Source organism: Variibacter gotjawalensis, assembly GCF_002355335.1.
Taxonomy (GTDB): domain Bacteria; phylum Pseudomonadota; class Alphaproteobacteria; order Rhizobiales; family Xanthobacteraceae; genus Variibacter; species Variibacter gotjawalensis.
Window position 1 is genome coordinate 3,597,750 of record NZ_AP014946.1, and the last position, 19,921, is coordinate 3,617,670.

At 62.6% G+C, this 19,921-nt stretch carries 20 protein-coding genes; 11 read left to right on the forward strand and 9 right to left on the reverse strand.

The window, feature by feature from the left end:
- Positions 1-41 precede the first annotated feature (41 nt).
- The 3 genes from GJW30_RS17575 to fabD form a co-directional block, all read right to left on the reverse strand.
- Entirely contained in the window at positions 42-281 is a 240-nt protein-coding gene (locus GJW30_RS17575; RefSeq protein WP_096357636.1) for an acyl carrier protein, read from the reverse strand.
- A 177-nt stretch (positions 282-458) separates the two neighbouring features.
- The gene (gene fabG / locus GJW30_RS17580) at positions 459-1,196 is read right to left on the reverse strand and encodes a 3-oxoacyl-[acyl-carrier-protein] reductase (protein ID WP_096357638.1); all 738 of its coding nucleotides are present in this window, start codon (positions 1,194-1,196) and stop codon (positions 459-461) included.
- 16 nt (positions 1,197-1,212) lie between these two features.
- A complete protein-coding gene (gene fabD / locus GJW30_RS17585; protein WP_096357640.1) occupies positions 1,213-2,157 on the reverse strand; it encodes an ACP S-malonyltransferase in 945 nt (314 codons plus the stop codon).
- A gap of 303 nt (positions 2,158-2,460) precedes the next feature.
- Between fabD and GJW30_RS17590 the strand changes: the two genes are divergently transcribed.
- Positions 2,461-4,821: an FG-GAP-like repeat-containing protein gene (locus GJW30_RS17590; protein WP_096357642.1), complete on the forward strand. Its 2,361-nt coding sequence runs from the start codon at positions 2,461-2,463 to the stop codon at positions 4,819-4,821.
- A gap of 108 nt (positions 4,822-4,929) precedes the next feature.
- Here the strand turns inward: GJW30_RS17590 and GJW30_RS22755 are convergent, their stop codons facing one another.
- Positions 4,930-5,094, reverse strand: coding sequence for a hypothetical protein (locus GJW30_RS22755; RefSeq protein ID WP_157746781.1), 165 nt, complete (start codon positions 5,092-5,094; stop codon positions 4,930-4,932).
- A gap of 260 nt (positions 5,095-5,354) precedes the next feature.
- Positions 5,355-6,260, reverse strand: a complete 906-nt coding sequence (locus GJW30_RS17600) for a cation diffusion facilitator family transporter (protein WP_096357646.1) — start codon at positions 6,258-6,260, stop codon at positions 5,355-5,357.
- 199 nt (positions 6,261-6,459) lie between these two features.
- Here GJW30_RS17600 and GJW30_RS17605 point away from each other — a divergent pair, with 199 nt between their 5' ends.
- Both GJW30_RS17605 and GJW30_RS17610 read left to right on the forward strand, forming a co-directional pair.
- Positions 6,460-7,242, forward strand: a complete 783-nt coding sequence (locus GJW30_RS17605; RefSeq protein ID WP_197703741.1) for an NUDIX hydrolase — start codon at positions 6,460-6,462, stop codon at positions 7,240-7,242.
- 31 nt (positions 7,243-7,273) lie between these two features.
- Positions 7,274-8,401 carry an S-(hydroxymethyl)glutathione dehydrogenase/class III alcohol dehydrogenase gene (locus GJW30_RS17610; RefSeq protein WP_096357650.1) on the forward strand — a complete coding sequence of 376 codons (1,128 nt, stop codon included), beginning with the start codon at positions 7,274-7,276 and terminating at the stop codon, positions 8,399-8,401.
- 272 nt (positions 8,402-8,673) lie between these two features.
- On the opposite strand, the gene GJW30_RS17615 is transcribed toward GJW30_RS17610, so the two are convergent.
- The 3 genes from GJW30_RS17615 to GJW30_RS17625 all read right to left on the reverse strand — a co-directional run bounded on the left by GJW30_RS17615 (position 8,674) and on the right by GJW30_RS17625 (position 12,566).
- Positions 8,674-9,630, reverse strand: coding sequence for an acetamidase/formamidase family protein (locus GJW30_RS17615; protein ID WP_096357652.1), 957 nt, complete (start codon positions 9,628-9,630; stop codon positions 8,674-8,676).
- 11 nt (positions 9,631-9,641) lie between these two features.
- Positions 9,642-11,234, reverse strand: coding sequence for an ABC transporter substrate-binding protein (locus GJW30_RS17620; protein ID WP_096358900.1), 1,593 nt, complete (start codon positions 11,232-11,234; stop codon positions 9,642-9,644).
- A gap of 153 nt (positions 11,235-11,387) precedes the next feature.
- Positions 11,388-12,566, reverse strand: coding sequence for a GNAT family N-acetyltransferase (locus tag GJW30_RS17625; protein WP_096357654.1), 1,179 nt, complete (start codon positions 12,564-12,566; stop codon positions 11,388-11,390).
- 118 nt (positions 12,567-12,684) lie between these two features.
- On the opposite strand from GJW30_RS17625, the gene GJW30_RS17630 reads away from it, so the two are divergent.
- The gene (locus GJW30_RS17630) at positions 12,685-13,122 is read left to right on the forward strand and encodes a PaaI family thioesterase (RefSeq protein ID WP_096357656.1); all 438 of its coding nucleotides are present in this window, start codon (positions 12,685-12,687) and stop codon (positions 13,120-13,122) included.
- On the opposite strand, the gene GJW30_RS17635 is transcribed toward GJW30_RS17630, so the two are convergent.
- Positions 13,119-13,394, reverse strand: coding sequence for a YARHG domain-containing protein (locus GJW30_RS17635; protein ID WP_096357658.1), 276 nt, complete (start codon positions 13,392-13,394; stop codon positions 13,119-13,121). The genes GJW30_RS17630 and GJW30_RS17635 overlap by 4 nt on opposite strands.
- Positions 13,395-13,498: 104 nt before the next feature.
- Here GJW30_RS17635 and GJW30_RS17640 point away from each other — a divergent pair, with 104 nt between their 5' ends.
- The 7 genes from GJW30_RS17640 to GJW30_RS17670 all read left to right on the forward strand — a co-directional run bounded on the left by GJW30_RS17640 (position 13,499) and on the right by GJW30_RS17670 (position 19,853).
- Complete coding sequence (locus tag GJW30_RS17640; RefSeq protein WP_096357660.1) at positions 13,499-13,903, forward strand: PaaI family thioesterase; 405 nt, start codon at positions 13,499-13,501, stop codon at positions 13,901-13,903.
- A 632-nt stretch (positions 13,904-14,535) separates the two neighbouring features.
- Positions 14,536-14,994: a (2Fe-2S)-binding protein gene (locus tag GJW30_RS17645; protein ID WP_096357662.1), complete on the forward strand. Its 459-nt coding sequence runs from the start codon at positions 14,536-14,538 to the stop codon at positions 14,992-14,994.
- Between the two features lie 22 nt (positions 14,995-15,016).
- Entirely contained in the window at positions 15,017-17,194 is a 2,178-nt protein-coding gene (locus GJW30_RS17650; RefSeq protein WP_096358901.1) for a xanthine dehydrogenase family protein molybdopterin-binding subunit, read from the forward strand.
- A 159-nt stretch (positions 17,195-17,353) separates the two neighbouring features.
- The gene (locus GJW30_RS17655) at positions 17,354-17,659 is read left to right on the forward strand and encodes a c-type cytochrome (protein WP_245408547.1); all 306 of its coding nucleotides are present in this window, start codon (positions 17,354-17,356) and stop codon (positions 17,657-17,659) included.
- A gap of 10 nt (positions 17,660-17,669) precedes the next feature.
- A complete protein-coding gene (locus GJW30_RS17660; RefSeq protein WP_096357664.1) occupies positions 17,670-18,947 on the forward strand; it encodes an NAD(P)/FAD-dependent oxidoreductase in 1,278 nt (425 codons plus the stop codon).
- A complete protein-coding gene (gene soxX / locus GJW30_RS17665) occupies positions 18,940-19,395 on the forward strand; it encodes a sulfur oxidation c-type cytochrome SoxX (RefSeq protein ID WP_096357666.1) in 456 nt (151 codons plus the stop codon). Before GJW30_RS17660 ends, soxX begins: the two co-directional genes overlap by 8 nt.
- 5 nt (positions 19,396-19,400) lie before the next feature.
- The gene (locus GJW30_RS17670; protein WP_430727103.1) at positions 19,401-19,853 is read left to right on the forward strand and encodes a SoxY-related AACIE arm protein; all 453 of its coding nucleotides are present in this window, start codon (positions 19,401-19,403) and stop codon (positions 19,851-19,853) included.
- Positions 19,854-19,921: the final 68 nt, after the last annotated feature.

Sequence of the window (19,921 nt, forward strand, 5' to 3'; positions counted from 1 at the left end):
CTACGAATGGCCAGGCGAAACTCGCCGACCTCCGCGCAAACTTAGGCTTTCGCGTTCTTTTCCAAGAACTTGGTCGCGTCGCCGACCGTCAGGATCGTTTCTGCCGCGTCATCCGGAATCTCGCAGCCGAACTCTTCTTCGAACGCCATAACGAGCTCGACGGTATCAAGGCTGTCTGCGCCAAGATCGTCGATGAAGCTGGCCGTATCGGTGACCTTCTCGGCTTCGACGCCAAGATGCTCCACCACGATCTTTTTAACGCGCTCAGCGATATTGCTCATCGTCAAACCTCTTCCCGTCTTTCTATAGGACAGCGCCCGTGAGGACCCCGCACGGGCTGCATTGAATGCCGTTTGGATGGCGCTTGCGCCCCCCGGCCAAACCGCGCTCGGGTTAACACACTTCCGTTGCCTTGGTCCAGCAATCTGCCAGCGAGAAAATTAAGCTACCAAAAGGCGCTAAATCATCGCCATACCGCCGTTCACGTGCAGGGTTTGGCCCGTCACGTAAGCGGCTTCGTCCGATGCCAGATAGACGACGGCAGCAGCGATATCGGTTCCGGTACCGAGCCGAGCGGCCGGTACCTTGGTGAGGATGGTCTCGCGCTGTTTTTCGTTCAGCTTGTCCGTCATCGCGGTGGCGATGAAGCCCGGGGCTACGCAGTTCGCCGTGACGCCCCGTTTGGCATATTCTTGGCCGAGCGATTTCATCAGCCCGATGATACCGGCCTTGGCGGCCACGTAGTTGGCCTGGCCCGGGTTGCCGGTGACACCGACCACCGACGTGATGCCGATAATCCGCCCGAAGCGGCGGCGCATCATCGTCTTCGTAGCAGCGCGCGCGAGGCGGAACGTCGCCGTCAGATTGACCTGAAGGACCGTGTCCCAGTCCTCATCCCGGAGCTGGACCAGGAGATTGTCGCGCGTGATGCCGGCATTCGCGACCAGAATGTCGAGCTTGCCCATAGCGGCCTCCGCCGCCGGCACCAGACCTTCGACCTCTTCGGCCGAGGAAAGATTCGCGGTCAGCACATGGACGCGCTCGCCGAGCGATGACGCCAGTTGGTCGAGCACCTCTTTGCGTGTGCCCGAAATGGCGACCGTGGCGCCCTGCGTGTGCAGCGCGCGGGCAATGGCCTCGCCAATGCCGCCACTTGCACCGGTCACCAATGCGGTCTTCCCGCTGAGATCAAACATGAAAATCTCTCCTAAATTATTTGCGGGCGGCGACAAAAGCCGCAACGTCGTCAGGTGTGCCGACAGCGACGCCGGTGCCGTTCGCCGCGATGCGCTTGACGAGACCGGTCAGCACTTTGCCGGATCCGAGTTCGTAGAACGTCGTGACGCCTTGGTCAGCCATGTAGGCCACCGACTCGCGCCAGCGGACGGTGCCGGTCACCTGCGCGACGAGATTCTTCACGACCGCGGCCGGATCGCTGACCGCGCTTGCCGTGACATTGGCGACAACCGGAGCGGCCGGCGCGGAGGCTTGAACCTTGGCAAGAGCCTCAGCCATCGCATCGGCCGCCGGCTGCATCAGAGCGCAGTGGAATGGCGCAGACACCGTCAGCATCAAGGCGCGCTTGGCGCCCTTGGCCTTCGCAATCTCGCAAGCACGCTCGACTGCCGTCTTGTGGCCCGACAGCACGACCTGCCCGCCGCCGTTGTCGTTGGCGGCCTGGCAAACCTCACCCTGCGCCGCCTCTTTGGCGACTTCGGCGACTTGCTCGAATTCCAAGCCCATAATCGCCGCCATGGCGCCGGTGCCGACCGGCGTCGCCTTCTGCATCGCTTGGCCGCGGATGCGCAGCAGGCGCGCCGTATCGGCCAGGGAGAATGTTCCGGCGGCGGCCAGCGCCGAGTATTCGCCGAGCGAATGGCCGGCGACGAACTTCGCGTCTTTGGCAAGATCGAGCCTGGCCTCACCGGCCAGCACCCGCGCCACCGCGACCGACACGGCCATGAGAGCCGGCTGCGCGTTTTCCGTAAGCGTCAACGTCTCGATCGGGCCATCCCACATGATGGTGGTGAGCTTTTCGCCCAGCGCGTCGTCGACCTCGTCGAACACGGCGCGCGCGACCGGAAAAGCCTCGGCGAGCGCCTTGCCCATGCCGACAACTTGGCTTCCCTGCCCCGGGAACGTGAATGCGTTTGCCATCCCTGAAACCTCAAAGACTTCATCAACTCTTTGAGGCCGTGAAATACGGCGATCATCGCAAAGTCAAGCTATCGGCCCGCTCCGCAGTCCACTGACACCCATAGATTGCAGCGGAATCATTCTCTCAACCGAGCGCTTCAACCCGCTCTTCCGACTCGCAAAACTGCCTAATGCGCCAAACCTCGCAGTCTCCTTCGCCACCATTTGAACCAAATCGCAACGGCCCGCGACCAATCGGTACTGCACAGGTTTCGGGGGGTCGTGGGGACGCTCCCGTCCACAAACAAAAATCGGGAGAGTTCCATGACGGTGAACATCTATGCGCCGACGGCAAGCGATGATCTGAGCTCGGCTGAGCTTGAGCTTTACAACGGCATCATGGCCTATCGGGCCCAGAATGGCCTGCCGCCAATCCAGCTGTCGAAAGCTCTGACGACGACCGCCGGCCGCCACGCCACCGACACCGTAGAAAACATTTGGGGCCCGAAACTTCAGCTCCCGGCCGGTGCGAACATGCACAGCTGGAGCGACGCTCCGTATTTCGGCGACCACAGCCAGCCGCAAGCGATGTGGGATGCACCGCAACGCCTTGGCACCGGCTATCCGGGTCGCGGCTATGAAATCTCCGCCTCTGGCCAGTCCAGCGTTCTCGAAGCTCTCAAGAGCTGGCAGAACTCGCCGAGCCACAACGACGTCGTGCTCAACAAGAGCATTTGGGGCGCGGACTGGAAGTCGATCGGCATCGGCGTCGAGCAGACCCCGCAAGGCAACATCTATCACGTCTGGTTCGGCCACGAGGCTGACCCGACCGGCGGCCCGAACATCGTCGGCGGTGCCGGCGCGGACAACCTCACGGGCTCGACCTTTGACGACATCTTCTTCGGCAAAGGCGGCGATGACGTCATCGATGGTGCCGGCGGCATCGACACGGTGAACTTCAGCGGCGCGCAGTCGGACTACAAAGTCACTCTGCTCGGCAACAATTCGGCGACGATCCAAGACATTCGCCCCGGCGCGGCCGACGGCATCGATACGATCAAGAACGTCGAATTCGTTCAGTTCGCCGGCAAGAAAGTCGCTTTCGCCGATCTGCAAACCACACAAGCGCCGAAGGCAGGCGCGGTGACGATTGGCGATATGTCGATCGAAGAAGGCAACTCCGGGACGAAGACGGTGACGTTTACGGTCACCCGCACCGGTGGCGATGCTGCCTTCTCGGTTAAATACGCAACCCAGGACGACAGCGCGAAAGCCGGCAGCGATTACGTCGCGAAGACAGACACGCTGAACTTCGGCGTCGGCGAGATGAAGAAGACCTTCACCATCGTCATCAACGGCGACACCGTCGTCGAGAGCCCGGAGAAATTCTTCGTCAACCTCTCGAACGCCACTAACGGCGCAACCATCGCGGACAGCCAGGCCGTCGGCAACATCTTGAACGACGACGTTGCGGCCCCGGTGAATACTGCGCCGGTCGTCACCGGCAAGAACGTCGCCGTCGACACGCATGGTTCGGTCGCTATCTCGTCACTTTTCACGGCGACCGACAAGGACGGGAACGGCACGATCAAGCAATATGCCTTCTGGGACAGCGGTGACAGCGACGGCTTCATCTCCGTCAACGGTGTCGCTCAAGCGTCCGACAAGTGGATCTTCGTCAACGCCACCGACCTCGCCAACGTGAAATACGTCGGCGGCGCGGCGACCGGCGCGGAGAAGATCTTCGTCACGGCTTTCGACGGCACCGCTTGGTCCGCGAATGCATCGCTCACCGCAACGACGACCGCGCGCGCCGACAACGACTTCGGCGGCGACGGCAAGTCCGATCTCTTGTTCGTCAACAACAAGACCGGAAGCGTCGCGTTGTGGCAGATGGACGGCACCAAGCTCGTCGCAAACGAGACCGTCGGCAAAATCGGCACGACGTGGAAAGCAATCGGCACCGACGATTTCGGCGGCGACGGCAAGGCCGACGTCCTCTGGCAGAACAGCAACGGCAGCGTTGCGATGTGGCAGATGGATGGAAACAAGATCGTCGCCAACGAGACCGTCGGCAAGATCGGCTCCAACTGGAAAGCCGCCGCAATTGACGACTTCAACGGCGACGGCAAAGCCGACGTCCTCTGGACCAGCACCACCGGCAGCGTCGCGCTGTGGCAGATGGATGGTTCGAAAATCGCCGCCAATCAGACCGTCGGCACGCTCGGTGCTAACTGGCTCGTCCAAGATGCCGGAGACTTCAACGGCGACGGCAAGGCCGACATCCTGTTGCGCAACAGCTCTACCGGCAGTGTCGCTATGTGGCAGATGGACGGCAACAAGATCGTCGCCAACCAGACCGTCGGGACCATCGGAACGGCGTGGAAGTTCGCCGGAGCCGCCGACTTCAACGGCGACGGCAACGACGACATCCTCTGGCGCAACGACAACGGCTCGGTTGCGATGTGGCAGATGGACGGCAACAAGATCATCGCAAACGAGACCGTCGGCAAGATCGCAGCGAACTGGACGCTCGCCGACATCGGCGACTTCAATAACGACGGCAAGGCCGACATCATGTGGCAGAACGACAAAGGTTCGATCGCAGAATGGCAGATGAACGGCAGCCAAATTGCTGCCAACCAAACCGTTCACACAATCGGGCCCGACTGGCACATCGTCTGATTGACCGGTCAATGACGCAGCGATTGGCCGACATTGACCGATGATTGGCGACAATCGGCCGATCAATGCACGGACAAAAAAAGAGGCCTCCGCGAGGAGGCCTCTTTCCTAGGTCCGAGGGCTAGAAGCGATGCCCGCGGTGATGATGGTGGTGACGCCGGTGATGGTGATGGTGGCGACCGTGCCAGCCGCCGCCATGCCAGTGGTGACGCCTATGATGCCACGAGTGGTGGCGGCCGTGATGATGGTGATGATGGCTACGGTGGCGGCCATGCCACTGCACCTGCTCGACCGACGACGTTACACCACTCGACGGATTCGACAACGGCATCGCATTCGCGTTGGCCGCTCCGAAAGCGATCGCACCGACAGTGAACAACGACAGTATCAATTTGCGCATTCAAATTCCCTTCTGCGTTTTTGCAGCCCCTTGCCGCGAGATTGACGCGGCAGTGCTGAGCCGAACCTGAACAAAACAGCGGATTGCGCCGCTGCGTTCCTTTTTTCGGATTAAATCTTCGCAATGTCGGAGATCAGACTTTCAACACCGGCTCTTCGGCGCGCAATTCTTCGTCTTCGATCTGAATCGTGACGTGATCGAGCGAGAACTCCGTGTGCAGCATTGTGCGCGCAGCGCGGAGAATTCTTTTCGCGTCCGCCATATCGTCGACGACAAGATGGCAACATAAAGAATCCATGCCGGACGTAATCGTCCACACGTGCAGATCGTGCACCGCGCGCACGTCGGAAAGTTCCTTCAGCGCGTCACTCAGTCGCACGAGATCGATTTCCGACGGCACACCTTCGAGCAAAATGTGCACGGCCTGCATCAGCAGTCGCCACGTGCGCGGCACGATGAAGAGCCCGATCGCCGCGCCGATGATTGGATCCGCGAGCGTCCATCCGGTCGTCATCACAATGATCGCCGCAATGATGACGCCGACCGAACCGAGCATGTCGGCGAAAACTTCGAAGTATGCTCCTTTGACGTTGATGCTCTCCGACGATCCTGCCGCGAGCAGCTTCATCGAGATGAGATTGACGACAAGGCCGACGCTGGCGACCAGCAGCATCGGCCAACCGAGAATCTCCGGCGGATCGACAAAGCGGCGATACGCTTCGTAGAGGATGAACGCGGTGAGCAGCAGCAGCACGGTCGCATTCGCGAGCGCCGCCAAAATCTCGGCACGCAGATAGCCGTATGTCTTTTGCGGTGTCGGGTCACGCTCGGCGAAACGGATCGCGATCAGCGCCAGCGCGAGACCGCCGGCATCGGTCAGCATATGCGCCGCGTCGGCAAGAAGAGCGAGCGATCCCGTGATCAAGCCGCCGACGACCTCGGCGACCATATACCCGGTCGTCAGCAGCAGCGCGCCGACGAGCCGGCCGCGATGTTGACCGGCTTTCGAAGCGTGGCCGTGATCATGCCCGCCGTGCATTTTCGCTCTCCTGGTGTTCCCCTAGCGCTCGCGACGAGAGCCAATCATAGCTTCTGATTGGCTTTCGATTCTTGAGTTGTCGCATTTTCTTGACGTGAACCGGTTTCCACTTCACTTGAAAATGCTCTAGCCATGCAATCTAGTTCGCGCAAATGGGCCGTAACATTACAAATGGCCTTAAGATTTCCGGGAGTGATTGTTGTCCGCACCTGTTCCGATTCGGCCGGCTTCGACGCTGCTTCTGCTGCGCGAGCAGCAGACGCTCGAAGTTCTGATGGTCGTTCGCCATACGGCGATCGACTTCAACTCCGGCGCAATGGTTTTCCCTGGCGGAAAGATTGAAGAGTCCGACGGCAGCGACGACTGGAAGGACGACACGGTCGGTTGGGACGAGACCCCGCCCGAGGAGCGCGCCCCACGCGTCGCGGCGATCCGCGAAGCCTTCGAAGAATCCGGCATTCTGCTCGCCCGCCACGGTGACGGCCGAGAGTTCCTCGGTGATGATGCCGTGACGGCGGCGCGCAAGGACGTCCACGACGGCAAGCGCGACTTCCGTGACCTCGTGCGCACGCACGGACTGAAGCTCGACTTCACCGACCTCGTCCCCTACGCGCGTTGGGTCACGCCCGCGCACATGCACAAACGCTTCGACACGTTCTTCTACCTCGCGGTCGCGCCGGCTGAGCAGCTCGCGATCTGCGACGGGCACGAAACGGTCGAGGCCGAATGGCTCTCGCCCTCCGCCGCGCTGGAGCAGGCGCGCGACGGCAAACGCACACTCGTCTTCCCGACGCGCCTCAATCTGAAGATGCTCGCCGAAAGCGCGACCGTCGATGCTGCCATCGCGGCGTCACGGACGCGCACGATCGTCAGCGTCGAGCCGTTCGTCGAAACGCGCGGCGATGCGAAGTATCTCTGCATCCGCGATGATGCAGGCTACGGCGCCGTGTCGGAACTTATCCCGCGCAAGCCGAAACAATAACCGTCAAGAATCGATCGAAGAGGAAGCAATCATGGATGTTCGCGCCGCACTCGCCGTACAGGCCGGCAAACCGCTCGAAATCGCCACCGTGCAGCTCGAAGGCCCGAAGGTCGGCGAAGTTCTGATCGAGATCAAAGCGACCGGCATTTGTCACACGGATGAGTTCACGCTCTCAGGCGCGGACCCCGAAGGTCTGTTTCCGGCGATCCTCGGCCACGAAGGCGCCGGCGTCGTCGTCGATGTCGGGCCCGGCGTCGTGTCGCTGAAGAAGGGCGATCACGTCATTCCGCTCTACACGCCGGAATGCCGCTCCTGCCCGTCGTGCCTGTCGCGCAAGACAAATCTCTGCACCGCGATCCGCGGCACGCAGGGCCAAGGCATGATGCCGGACGGCACCTCGCGCTTCTCGATCGGCGGCAAGCCGGTGCATCACTATATGGGCTGCTCGACCTTCGCGAATTTCACCGTGTTGCCGGAGATTGCTTGCGCGAAGATCCGCGAGGACGCGCCGTTCGATAAGGTCTGCTACATCGGTTGCGGCGTCACCACCGGCATCGGCGCGGTGATCAACACCGCGAAGGTGGAAGAAGGTGCGACCGCCATCGTGTTCGGTCTCGGCGGCATCGGGCTGAACGTCATTCAAGGCCTGCGGCTCGCGGGCGCCGACATGATCATCGGCGTCGATCTCAACAACGACAAGAAGGCTTGGGGCGAGCGTTTCGGCATGACGCACTTCGTCAACCCGAAGGAAGTCGGCAATGACCTCGTGCCGTATCTCGTCAACATGACGAAGCGCGGTGCGGATCAGATCGGCGGCGCGGACTACACCTTCGACTGCACCGGCAACGTCAACGTGATGCGCCAGGCGCTCGAAGCCTGCCATCGCGGCTGGGGCGAGAGCATCATCATCGGCGTCGCCGGCGCCGGTCAGGAAATCGCGACGCGCCCGTTCCAGCTCGTCACCGGCCGCGTCTGGAAGGGCACGGCGTTCGGCGGCGCGCGCGGCCGCACGGATGTGCCGAAGATCGTCGACTGGTACATGCAGGGCAAGATCGAGATCGACCCGATGATCACCCACACGATGCCGCTCGACGACATCAACAAGGGCTTCGATCTCATGCACGCCGGCGAGAGCATTCGTTCGGTGGTGGTGTATTAGCCGCTCTTGTAGCCCGGATGAGCGGCGCGCGCAGCGCGCTCGCGATATCCGGGATGCGCGCTGCGAATGCTGATCCCGGATGTCGCACACGGCGCTGACGCGCCGTTGCTCATCCGGGCTACGATCTAACGCACGGACCATCCGTATCACTCCGTCATGGCCCGGCTTGTCCGGGCCATCCACGACTTGCTTTTCGCAAAAAGAAGAAAGACGTGGATGGCCCGCATAAAGCGGGCCATGACGTTTCTACATTGAACGCAACAGGCGCGCGGCTACTTCTTCAACCCATCCAGCTGCGACTTCGGCAGCATCGCGTGCACGCCTTTGTTGCCGTTCACCAACTGCGTGATGTGCATGTCGCAGGCGAGGCTGCAGAGCGTGTAAGCGTCTTCCCGCGCCAGCCCCGAAATCTCGCTCGCCCACGCGATCATGTCACGCAGCGCCTGTTGCGCGGCGAGATCGAGGTCGATGTTGAACGCCATCGTCATGTAGTGCGTGGGCGTCTCTGCGCGCGGAAGCTTGATCTTCAAATCCTTCCGCAGAATGATCTCAAACGTGCCTTCCATCGCGGTCTCAATCGCCGTGACGCAGACTTCGCCGTCGCCCTGCACCGCGTGGCCGTCGCCGATGAAGATCTTGCCGCCGTCGTTGAAGCACGGAAGGTAGAGCGTCGATCCCGGCAGCAATTGCTTGTTGTCGAGATTGCCGCCGAATTCGCGCGGGATCATCGACGTGATCGCGCCGTAAGCCGGCGTCGGCGCCGTGCCCATCACGCCGAAGAACGGCGACAGCGGTAGCTTCTTGCCCCACGGCAGCAGCGCGACATTCTCGTCGAGCGACAGCTCGATATGCATCAACCGGTAGAACTCGCCGAAATCCTCCGGCAGCGTGCCCGACAGCGGACGAATGACGTTGTAGCCCCAGTTGGTGCGCAGCTTCACGTCGAGAATGCGCAGCTCGATCACGTCGCCGCGCTCAGCGCCCTTCACGGCAATCGGCCCAGTCAGGATATGCGGACCGATGGTGAATTTGTGCGCCGCATGGATCTCCGCGTACTCGGGAAGAACGCGCAGCCCCTTCCCGTCCGGCGGCAATTGCCACGGCCCGCCGGAGATCGTTTCCACCGTGACCTTGTCGCCGCTTTCGATTTCGAGAACGGGCGGAAGCGCGGCGTCGAGGACGCCGTAGGTCACCGTCTTCGCGGTGGCCGGAAGCTTGTGATGCGTCATGGCGGGAACGTTCAGTCCATCTTGATGGCGGTGTAATCCTGGAACCAGTTCCGCGCCTGCACGAAACCCTTCACCTTGGCGGACAGTCCGCGCGGATTGAGATCGTGCACGACGAGCAATGCTGCCGCATCGTCGACGAGGATTTCGTTGACGCGTGCGAGCAGCAGCATCTGCTTGTCGAGATCGAACTCGTTGCGCGCGGCGCGGATCGCCGTGTCGGCTTCGGGATTGTTGTAGTAACCCCAGTTCGAGCCGTTCGGCGCGATCAGCTGCGAGTCATGCATGATGAGGCCCGCGGTCGGCTCCTGCACCGGCATCGCAACGTTGAGACCGGATGCGGCTTTCTGCACCGGCTGCTTTGCACCACCGCGCAAGTATCCGATGATAGTCGAGAAATCGACCACATCGAACTGGACGTTGACGCCAACGTCTTTCAGGTTCTCCTGGATCGCTTCGTTCATCGGCAGCGGGATCATCTGCCCGCCTCCCGACGACGCGATGATCACGCGGATATCGACCGGCTTCGACGGTCCGTAGCCGGCTTCGGCGAGCAGCTTCTTTGCGGCGGCCGGATCGTATTTCAACTCGAACTTCGGCTTACCGAACCAATTCGCGTCCGGCGTTGCGAAACCTTTCGCCGGCACCGCGGTCTTGTTGAGCATCGTTGCGATGCCCTCGCGGTCGATCGCGAGATTGATCGCGCGGCGCACGCGAACGTCGGCGACCGGCCCGGCCGGATCGAAATTGAAGCGCCACAGCCAGGTATGCGGCGTGATGTTGGTGACAACCTTGAAGCCCGCCGCTTTGAGCGAGTCGATCGCATCCGGCGGCAGCGTCTCGACGAGATCGACTTGGCCGGAGCGCAGCGCCGCAACGCGCGCGGTCGGGTCCGGGATCGGAACGAGCGAGGTCTGCTTCGTCTTCGGGACGCGGTTCGGATTCCAGTATCCGGCAAACGCTTCGAGATCGAGCCGCGTGCGCGGCGTCAGCTCTCTAACTTTGTATGGCCCGGTGCCGGATGGCTTCGACGCAAACTTCGTCCAGTCGCCGCCGAATTCGGTGAACCGCGCCGGGCTCGAGAACAGGATCGTCGAGAGTTCGTACGGCAAGAAGCCGTTCGGCTGATTGGTCTCGACGAAGATCGTGCGGTCGTCGATTTTGCCATAGGACACGACGGAGGCCGCGCGGTAGCGCGCCAGGCCGGACCGGCTCGCGTCATACTGCGGCGCCTTGTTGTTGTAGATCGCGTCGAAATTCCAAACGGCCGCGTCAGCGTTGAACGGCGAACCATCGTGGAATTTGGCTTCGCGCAGCTTGAAGGTCCAGCGCTTCGGGTTGGCCTCATCGACCGACCAGGATTCGGCGAGGCCAGGAATGATCTTGCCCTGCTTGTCGGCGGACGACAGGTCCCACGCCGTGAGCCCCTCGAAAACGAGATAGCCGCCGAAGCGCAGGCCTTCGAAGCCACCGTCCGGCGCGCCCCACATGCGCGGAATATCCGATAGCGAGATGCCGATGCGCAGCGGCGCCTCGGCCTGCGCGCGCGGCGCAACCAAGCCAAGCCCCAAAGCCAACAGCAATCCCAAACGACGGACTTGCCTCATGCGCACGCCTCCGATCACGGCAAATCCCGGCGACGGCGATGCTCGCAAGCGTTGTGCCAGCTCTATTGGGGGTAGAAATCCAGGCGGTATCGCAGCGCTCACAACGGCGTTGCGTCAAACCGCACCGGTTTGCCTAGCAAACGGGCAGCTGGTTCAGGAGGCTTTCGCAGCCTTGCCGCCGCGCAGGCGGTCGCGCAGACGGCGAAGCTGATTGCGCCCGGCTTCGCGCGCATCGAGCACGCCGCGCAGCATCGGCACTACCGGGTCGGCGGCACGCGTCGGAATGAGCAGACGGCCCATCGTCACGCGATCCTTCCAGAGCGGATCGACAAACGAACTGTCCGCCTCGGTGTTGGAGTCGACCGCCTCGACAATCGGATCAGCGCAGTAATGGCGCGTAACCTCGAGCGCGAGTTGAAGGCCCGGCGAGAACTTCGCCATCGCTTGATCGAAGCCGATCTTGAACCACGATGCGAGGCGGCCTTGCCGCACGACGATACCGGAGGCGATCGGACGCTCGCCGACATACAGCGTGAGGATATCGAGCGCACCGCGCGCCGCCATCTCGGGCGCGGCTTTGCGGATGAAAGCGGCATCGCCCGCATGCTGCGCGAGCGCGGTGCCCTTTTGGGCTTTCCAGCCTTGCTGTTCGAGCTGCAGGAACGCCTCGAGCGCGGCGCGGATCTCGTGCGGCTGACGCGCGACGCGAAGCTGCACGTTGCCTTGCTGTTCGAGCCGGCGGCGCGAGCGCTGCAGCGTCCGCATCGACGTCGCGCCGATCGCGGCATCGAGGCTCTGCCGCGCGTCGAGTTGCGCGCGCGTGTATTGCCGCAGCGGATTGGACACCGCCTCGCCGGACGGATCGATCACCGACAGCAATTCGCTGCCCATCTCGGCATACGGCAACACGATCGCACGAGCGCCATCGGCGACGGCGGCGGCGCACAGCTTGCGCCACGCTTCCGGCGCGAAGCGGCGATCGATCAGCGGCATCGAGAGCGGACCGTAACCCTGCCACGCATACATGATCGGCAGCGGCAGCTTCACGGCCTGCCACGCACTGACGACCGGCAGCAGCCCGATCAACCGGCCCCGTCCCTCGCCTTGCCACGCGAGCAGCGCGCGTGCGCCGGAGGTGACGCGCGCGCCTTGCAGCGCAGTCTTCGCCCAGGTTGGGTCGTAGTAGGGATTCGGCGCGAGCGCGTTTTCTGCGAGCGCCAGCCACGGTCGGTCCGGCACGGCGGCGAGATCGACCGTCTCGCACCATGTCTGCGCGGGTTTTTCGACGCCCTCAGCGGTCGTCGCCAATGGATAGGCCGTTGACCGGTTCATCACGAAGTTCTTCGGTTTGAAGCCCGAACGTTATCGTGCTCAACTTAATGAATGCTCGCCCGAATGTCGGGAAATCCGTGAGAGATCGTTAACTAATGAACTGCCCTGCCGGAATACGATGCCGATAGAGACCGACGGAAGCCTCGCGCCCGACATCATCACGCGTTTCGAAACCGACCCGCACAAAGCCTTCACGCATATCGGCGCGCGCATCACCTACATGTCGCGCGAATGCATTCGCGCAGAGCTCCCGGTCCATCCCGGTGTCGAAAACCGTGATGGCTCGCTGCATGGCGGCACGATCATGGCGATCGGCGATCATATCGGCGCGGTCGCGACGATTCTGAATTCGCCGCCCGGCAAAGGCACGACGACGGTCGAGAGCAAGACGAACTTCTTCGCGCGCATTCCGCCCGGCGATATCGCGCTCGCCGAGTGCACGCCGTTGCATCGCGGGCGCACGACGCAAGTGTGGGAGACGCGCATCAAGCGCCGCGACGGAAAACTCTGCGCGATCACGGTGCAGACGCAGCTGGTGATCGACCGAGAAGTCTAGCGGCAGCCGTAGGCACGTTCCTGCTGGACGATGTAGGCGACGCGATTGCGGTCGCGCTGCGACATCGGCAGATCGCGCTCGTCGTCATACTGGCAACCCGCGTTGCCGAATTGGCGGATCGCGCGCGCCGTCTTGAAGCAGTAGCCGGCCCGTTTGTAGATCGAGTTTCGCTCGAGCCAGAGATCGTCGCACGGATCCTGTGCGCGTGCCGGCGGTGCGAGCAGACTGATCAGCGATGACGCTGCGAGCGCGCAGAGCAACAGGCGTGTCATGATATTTCCCCTCGCGGAACAAGCTTGACGTGGTGGCGCAAAGACTTCCTTCGGACGCCCGGCTGAATTATGACGCAAACCATCGACAACGCGAGATTTGTGTCATGCGCCCGCCTGCCAGCCAGCAACCGCCCTTCGCGGAATTCGTCGGCATCAAGGTCACGGACCTTAATCCGGATTGCATCAGGGGCGAGTTGGAGATCCGCGAAGAGCTGTCGAACCGCAACGGCGTCGCGCATGGCGGCGCGATCATGGCGTTCACGGACAATCTCGCCGGCACGTCGACGACCGTGAACATTCCGGACGACATGACGACGACGACGATTGAAGCGAAGATCAATTTCTTCGCCGCGATCCCGAAGGGCGATATCGCCAAGGGCGAGTGCACGCCGCTGCATCGCGGGCGCACGACGCAAGTCTGGCAAAGCCGGATCACGCGCAGCGACGGAAAACTCGCCGCCGTCGCGATCCATACGCAGATGGTGATGCCGGTTCGCCGCGGCGGTTGATGTCAAAAGTAGCCCGGATGAGCACGGCGCGTCAGCGCCGCGCGACATCCGGGGTGTGAGACAACCGTCAGCTCCGCTCCCGGATATCGCTCGGCTACGCCTCGCTCATCCGGGCTACGCGTCAATCCAAACGCAGATTGTCGTCCGTTCACCGAGCAGATTGAAGTTTCGAGTAGCCCGGATGAGCCGCGGCGCGTCAGCGCCGCGCGACATCCGGGGTGTGAGACAACCGTAAGCTCCGCTCCCGGATATCGCTCGGCTATGCCTCGCTCATCCGGGCTACGCGTCAATCCAAACGCAGATTGTCGTCCGTTCACCGCGGCGGTTGACGTCAGAAGTAGCCCGGATGAGCAGCGGCGCGTCAGCGCCGCGCGACATCCGGGGTGTGAGAGAGCCGCAAGCTCAGTTCCCGGATATCGCTCGGCTATGCCTCGCTCATCCGGGCTACGGACGCGCGCCGTCCGGCCGCGCGCTACCGCACTGCAACAGAAAACGCCCACGCGAGCGTGACCCAAAGACGCGGCGTGCTCTGTAGACGTGTCACACGTCCGTGCTAGTCTCGAACTGGTCCAATGAAAAGCAGAACGCCTGATGAGGCGTGAACTGTATCGCCAGACGCGGAGGCAGACGGCATGGCTAAACTCAATATCAATGGCAAAGTGCAAGACGTCGATCTCGATCCGGACACCCCTTTGCTGTGGGTCATCCGCGAACAGATCGGCCTGACGGGCACGAAATACGGCTGCGGCGTCGCAGCCTGCGGCGCCTGCACGGTGCATATCGATGGCGCAGCGGTTCGCTCCTGCGCGATGCCGGTTAGCGCGGTCTCGGAAGATCAGAAGATCGTGACGATCGAAGGTCTCTCGCCTGATTCGTCGCATCCGGTGCAGAAAGCTTGGCTGCAGCTCGATGTGCCGCAATGCGGCTACTGCCAGTCCGGCATGATCATGGCGTCTGCTGCCCTGCTCGCGCAGAAGCCGAAGCCGACCGACGAAGACATCAACGCGGAGATCACCAACATCTGCCGTTGCGGAACATACAACCGCGTGCGCGCTGCGATCAAACTCGCAGCCGACACGAAGGCTGGATGAACCGGATCAGATGGAGGAAATGATGACGCAACAACTCGACGTTTCGCGCCGTAACTTTCTCGTCGGCTCCGCAGCAGCGGCCGGTGGATTGTCGTTCGGCTTTCATGTTTCGCTCGGCGATGCGCTCGCGCAGGCGCCGCAGATTGCGCCCGAGGTCAACGCCTGGGTCGTGATCAAACCCGACGATACGGTGGTGATCCGCATCGCGCGCTCCGAGATGGGTCAAGGCACGCTCACGGGTCTCGCCCAGCTTGTCGCCGAAGAGCTCGAGTGCGACTGGTCGAAGGTGACGACTGAATACCCGACGCCGGGCCAGAACGTCGCGCGCAATCGCATCTGGAAAGACTATTCCACAGGCGGCAGCCGCGGCATTCGCGAGTCGAACCAGTATGTTCGCGAAGGCGGCGCAGCCGCACGCGAAATGCTGATCCAGGCGGCAGCCAACGAATGGAAAGTTCCGGCCACCGAGTGCAAAGCCGAGAAGAGCGTGATCTCTCACGCAGGCTCCGGACGCACCACGACCTACGGCAAGGTCGCCGATGCAGCCGGCAAGCTTCAGCCGCCGGCGCAGATCAAGCTGAAGGATCCGAAGGAGTGGAAGATCGCCGGTAAGCCGCTGGCGCGCCTCGACACCAAGGACAAGGTCAACGGCAAGCTCGTCTACGCGGCCGACCTCAAGATGGACGGCATGCTCTGTGCGTCCGTCAAGGACTGCCCGGTCTTCGGCGGCAAGATCAAAAGCTTCGACGCTGCGAAGATTCAAGGCATGCCGGGCGTCAAGAAGGTGCTGCAGATCAACCCGTCGACTGTTGCGGTCGTTGCCGACACGTGGTGGCGCGCGAAGACCGCGCTCGATGCTCTGCCGATCGAATACGACAACGGCCCGAACGCGAATGTCTCGAGCGAGACGATCGCCGCGATGTTGAAGGAAGGCCTCACGGCCGAACAGGCTTTCGTCGGCAACCAGGCCGGCGATGCCAAGGGCGCGATTGCGGGTGCCGCTAAGAAAGTCGAAGCGGTCTACTCGTATCCGTTCCAGAACCACGCCCCGATGGAGCCGATGAACGCGCTCGTGCGCTGGACGCCCGAGAAGTGCGAAGGCTGGATCGCAACGCAAAACGGCGAAGCCGCGCTCGCGGTGCTCGCCGATGCAGCCGGTCTGCCGGTCGCGAAATGCGATGTCTACAAGCTCCACCTCGGTGGTGGCTTCGGCCGTCGCGGCGCTTTCCACGATTACGTCCGTCAGGCGACAATGATCGCGAAGGAAATGCCGGGCGTTCCGATCAAGCTGCAGTGGACGCGTGAAGAGGACATGCTGCACGGCATGTATCACCCGATCACGCAGTGCAAATTGACCGGCGGTCTCGACAAGGACGGCAATCTCGTCGGCCTGCACATGCGCATCTCGGGGCAATCGATCCTTACAGTCGTGCGTCCGGAAGCGATGCAGAACGGCCGCGACCCGGTCGTTTTCCAAGGCCTCAATCCGGGCGGCGCCGAAGGCCCGTTCGGTTACGGCGTTCCGAATTTGCTCATCGATCACGCGATGCGCAATCCGCCGGTGCCGCCAGGCTTCTGGCGCGGCGTCAACCTCAACCAGAACGCCATCTACGTCGAATGCTTCATGGACGAGCTGGCACACGCCGCGGGTGTCGACCCTCTCGCCTTCCGTCGCAAGCTGATGACCAACTTCCCGAAGCATCTCGCGGTGCTCAACGCGGTGGCTGAAGGCATCGGCTACGACAAGCCGGCGCAACCGGGCCGCTTCCGCGGCCTCGCCCAGATCATGGGTTTCGGCAGCTACGTCGCAGCAGCAGCCGAAGTGTCGGTGACGGGCGGCAAAGTGAAGGTCCACAAGATCTTCGCCTCGACCAATCCGGGTCACGTCGTGAACCCCGAGCAGGTCGCCCGCCAGGTCGAAGGCTCGTTCGTCTACGGTCTCTCGGCCGCGCTCTACGGCGAGTGCACGATCAAGGGTGGCCGCGTCGAGCAAGAGAACTTCGACACCTACAACGTGATGCGCATCGACGAGATGCCGGAAGTCGAGACGAAGACGATCCCGAGCTTCGACTTCTGGGGCGGCGTCGGCGAGCCGACCATCGCGGTGGCGGCTCCTGCCGTGCTCAACGCCATCTTCGCAGCGACTGGCAAGCGCGTGCGAAACCTGCCGCTCAAGAACACTGATCTCAAAACGTCGTAAGTCGGACAATGTGCGTGCTACCGCGGGCGGCAAAAGAAATTTCGCTTCTCTTGCCGTCCGCGCTTTAGATACCGTCAAATCAGAACAATTGCCGCGACACGCCAGCGCGGCAGCCGAGCGGAAAAACCTGCTCTTTACCCTGGCATTTGGAGGAATGCTTTGATCCGCCCTGCCCCACTCATTGTGTTGGGAATAGCTTTATCGACGCCGGTTCTTGCGCAGAATGCGCCCGCGCAGAATGCGCCGCCACCCGGTGCTCTCGCGTGCTCCGGTTGCCATCCGCCGGCGCCGGTCGCCGGCATTCTGGTTCCGGCTCTGAACGGCAAACCCGCCACCGAGATCGTCACGCAGATGGCCGCTTTCGCGAGCGGCGCTCAAGCATCGACCGTGATGGGACGCATCGCCAAAGGCTTCAACGAAGACGAAGTCAAAGCGATCGCGGCCTGGTATGCGGCGCAGAAGTGAGGGCGGGCACATGATCACATCCACAAACACAACACGCCGACACGTTCTCAAACTCGCACTTGGCGCCGGCGCCGCATCGATGTTCGCCGCTCCGGTCTTCGCGCAAGGCGCGGCTCCGCGCGTCGTCGTCATCGGCGGCGGCTTTGCCGGAACGAGCGCGGCGCGCGAATTGAAGCGGCAAGGCATCGCCGTGACGCTGATCGAACTCAACCAGACCTTCACGGCCTGCCCGTTCTCCAACGTTGTCATCGGCGGTTCGCGCGAGCTGAAAAGCCAGCAGTTCGGCTACGACGCCGTGAAGCGCGAAGGCATCACGCTCGTCCAGCAGATGGCGACCGGCGTCGACGCGGAAGCCAAACGCGTCATGCTCGCCGACGGAACGGTCATCCCCTACGACCGTCTCGTCGTCACGCCTGGTATCGACATTCGCTATGACGCGCTGCCCGGCTACACCGAGAGTGCGACGCAGGCGATGCCGCATGCTTGGCGTGCGGGTGAGCAGACCGACCTGCTCCGGCGCCAGCTCGAGTCGCTGGAAGACGGCGGTCTCGTCGTCATGTCGGTGCCGGCCAATCCGTTCCGCTGCCCGCCGGGGCCATATGAACGCGCGAGCCTCATCGCGCATTATCTCAAAACGAAGAAGCCGAAGTCGAAGCTGATCGTGCTTGACGCGAAGGATCAGTTCTCCAAACAGCGCTTGTTCCAGAATGCCTGGAAGGAGCTTTATCCGGACCACCTCGAATGGGTCTCGCTGTCGCAGGGCGGCAAGGTCAACGAAGTCGATCCGGCGACGAAGACGCTGACGACTGACTTCAAGAGCTTCAAGGCCGCGGTCGCCAACGTGATCCCGCCGCAGCGTGCCGGCAAGATCGCGCAGGATGCGGGCGTCGCGAACAATTCGGGCTGGTGCCCGATCGATCCCGTGACGTTCGAGTCGAAGCTCAAGCCGAACATCCACGTCTTCGGTGACGCCTGCATCGCAGGCGCGATGCCGAAGTCGGCTTTCTCGGCGAATGCGCAGGCGAAGTCCGCCGCGCAGGCGATCGCGACGTTGCTCAAAGGTGGCACGCCGGCCGAGCCGAAGATGATCAACACCTGCTACAGCCTCGTCGCGCCGGACTACGGCATCTCGGTCGCGGGCGTTTATCGGGTGAAGGATGGCGTCTGGGCCGATGTCGAAGGCGCCGGAGGCGTCAGCCCGATCGATGCGCCGGCCGATGTGCGCAAGCTCGAGGCGCAGTTCGCCGACGGCTGGTTCCAGCGCATCACCACCGAGGTCTATGGCTAAGGTCACGACATTCGCGGCGGCGTGCGGTTGCGCCGCCGCGTTTTTTCTGTCGCCCGCCGGGGCGCAATCGCTCGTCCCCTACGTGATCGACGGCGATGCGATCCCGCAATCGCTGACCGGCAAGCCGGGCGATCCCGTCAACGGGCGGAAAATCGTCGCGACGCGCCAGATCGGCCTCTGCATGCTCTGCCACTCTGGCCCCTTCCCGGAGGAGCGCTTCCAAGGCGATCTCTCGCCGAGCCTCGCCGGCGCCGGCAGCCGCTGGAACCAAGGCCAGCTGCGCTTACGCATTGTTGATGCGGGCAAGCTCAATCCCGACACGATCATGCCGGCCTACTACCGTATCGACGGTCTCAATCAGGTCGCGCAGCAGTTTCGCGGTAAGCCCGTGCTGACGGCGGAACAGATCGAAGACGTCGTGGCTTTTCTCGGTACACTGAGAGAATGACGATGATGAAGAACATCACGCGACGAAATCTTTTGGCCGCTGGCGCCGGTGCGTCCGCGCTCATGCTCGTGCGCCCGGCCAGCGCCGAGCCCGAGGATATGCGCGCGGCGATCAAGGCCTTCGCGGGCGAGCACGAGATCAAATCCGGCAAGGTGAAGTTCGACGTGCCGCCGCTCGTCGAAAACGGCAACTCCGTGCAGGTGACTGTCAGCGTCGACTCGCCGATGACGGAGGGGGAACATGTGCGCCGCATCGCGATGTTCAACGAAAAGAATCCGCAGCCGCATATCGCGGTGTTTCATCTCGGCCCGCGCGCCGGGCGCGCGCGCGTGCAGACGCGCATCCGCCTCGCCAACACGCAGACCGTGATCGCCATCGCGGAACTGTCGGACGGAACGTACTGGTCGGACAGCGCGGATGTGATCGTGACGCTGGCGGCGTGTTTGGAGGATCTGTGAGCATGATCCCGAAAAGTGGAAGCCGGTTTTCGGATAAGATCATGCTCGACAAAAAAATTAGAGCATGG

What these genes read in the sequence shown, in the direction of transcription:
- GJW30_RS17575 (WP_096357636.1), bottom strand. Translation starts at nt 281, where the DNA reads ATGAGCAATATCGCTGAGCGCGTTAAAAAGATCGTGGTGGAGCATCTT.
- fabG (WP_096357638.1), bottom strand. Translation starts at nt 1,196, where the DNA reads ATGTTTGATCTCAGCGGGAAGACCGCATTGGTGACCGGTGCAAGTGGC.
- fabD (WP_096357640.1), bottom strand. Translation starts at nt 2,157, where the DNA reads ATGGCAAACGCATTCACGTTCCCGGGGCAGGGAAGCCAAGTTGTCGGC.
- GJW30_RS17590 (WP_096357642.1), top strand. Translation starts at nt 2,461, where the DNA reads ATGACGGTGAACATCTATGCGCCGACGGCAAGCGATGATCTGAGCTCG.
- GJW30_RS22755 (WP_157746781.1), bottom strand. Translation starts at nt 5,094, where the DNA reads ATGGCCGCCACCGTAGCCATCATCACCATCATCACGGCCGCCACCACT.
- GJW30_RS17600 (WP_096357646.1), bottom strand. Translation starts at nt 6,260, where the DNA reads ATGCACGGCGGGCATGATCACGGCCACGCTTCGAAAGCCGGTCAACAT.
- GJW30_RS17610 (WP_096357650.1), top strand. Translation starts at nt 7,274, where the DNA reads ATGGATGTTCGCGCCGCACTCGCCGTACAGGCCGGCAAACCGCTCGAA.
- GJW30_RS17615 (WP_096357652.1), bottom strand. Translation starts at nt 9,630, where the DNA reads ATGACGCATCACAAGCTTCCGGCCACCGCGAAGACGGTGACCTACGGC.
- GJW30_RS17620 (WP_096358900.1), bottom strand. Translation starts at nt 11,234, where the DNA reads ATGAGGCAAGTCCGTCGTTTGGGATTGCTGTTGGCTTTGGGGCTTGGC.
- GJW30_RS17625 (WP_096357654.1), bottom strand. Translation starts at nt 12,566, where the DNA reads ATGAACCGGTCAACGGCCTATCCATTGGCGACGACCGCTGAGGGCGTC.
- GJW30_RS17630 (WP_096357656.1), top strand. Translation starts at nt 12,685, where the DNA reads ATGCCGATAGAGACCGACGGAAGCCTCGCGCCCGACATCATCACGCGT.
- GJW30_RS17635 (WP_096357658.1), bottom strand. Translation starts at nt 13,394, where the DNA reads ATGACACGCCTGTTGCTCTGCGCGCTCGCAGCGTCATCGCTGATCAGT.
- GJW30_RS17640 (WP_096357660.1), top strand. Translation starts at nt 13,499, where the DNA reads ATGCGCCCGCCTGCCAGCCAGCAACCGCCCTTCGCGGAATTCGTCGGC.
- GJW30_RS17645 (WP_096357662.1), top strand. Translation starts at nt 14,536, where the DNA reads ATGGCTAAACTCAATATCAATGGCAAAGTGCAAGACGTCGATCTCGAT.
- GJW30_RS17650 (WP_096358901.1), top strand. Translation starts at nt 15,017, where the DNA reads ATGACGCAACAACTCGACGTTTCGCGCCGTAACTTTCTCGTCGGCTCC.
- GJW30_RS17660 (WP_096357664.1), top strand. Translation starts at nt 17,670, where the DNA reads ATGATCACATCCACAAACACAACACGCCGACACGTTCTCAAACTCGCA.
- soxX (WP_096357666.1), top strand. Translation starts at nt 18,940, where the DNA reads ATGGCTAAGGTCACGACATTCGCGGCGGCGTGCGGTTGCGCCGCCGCG.
- GJW30_RS17670 (WP_430727103.1), top strand. Translation starts at nt 19,401, where the DNA reads ATGAAGAACATCACGCGACGAAATCTTTTGGCCGCTGGCGCCGGTGCG.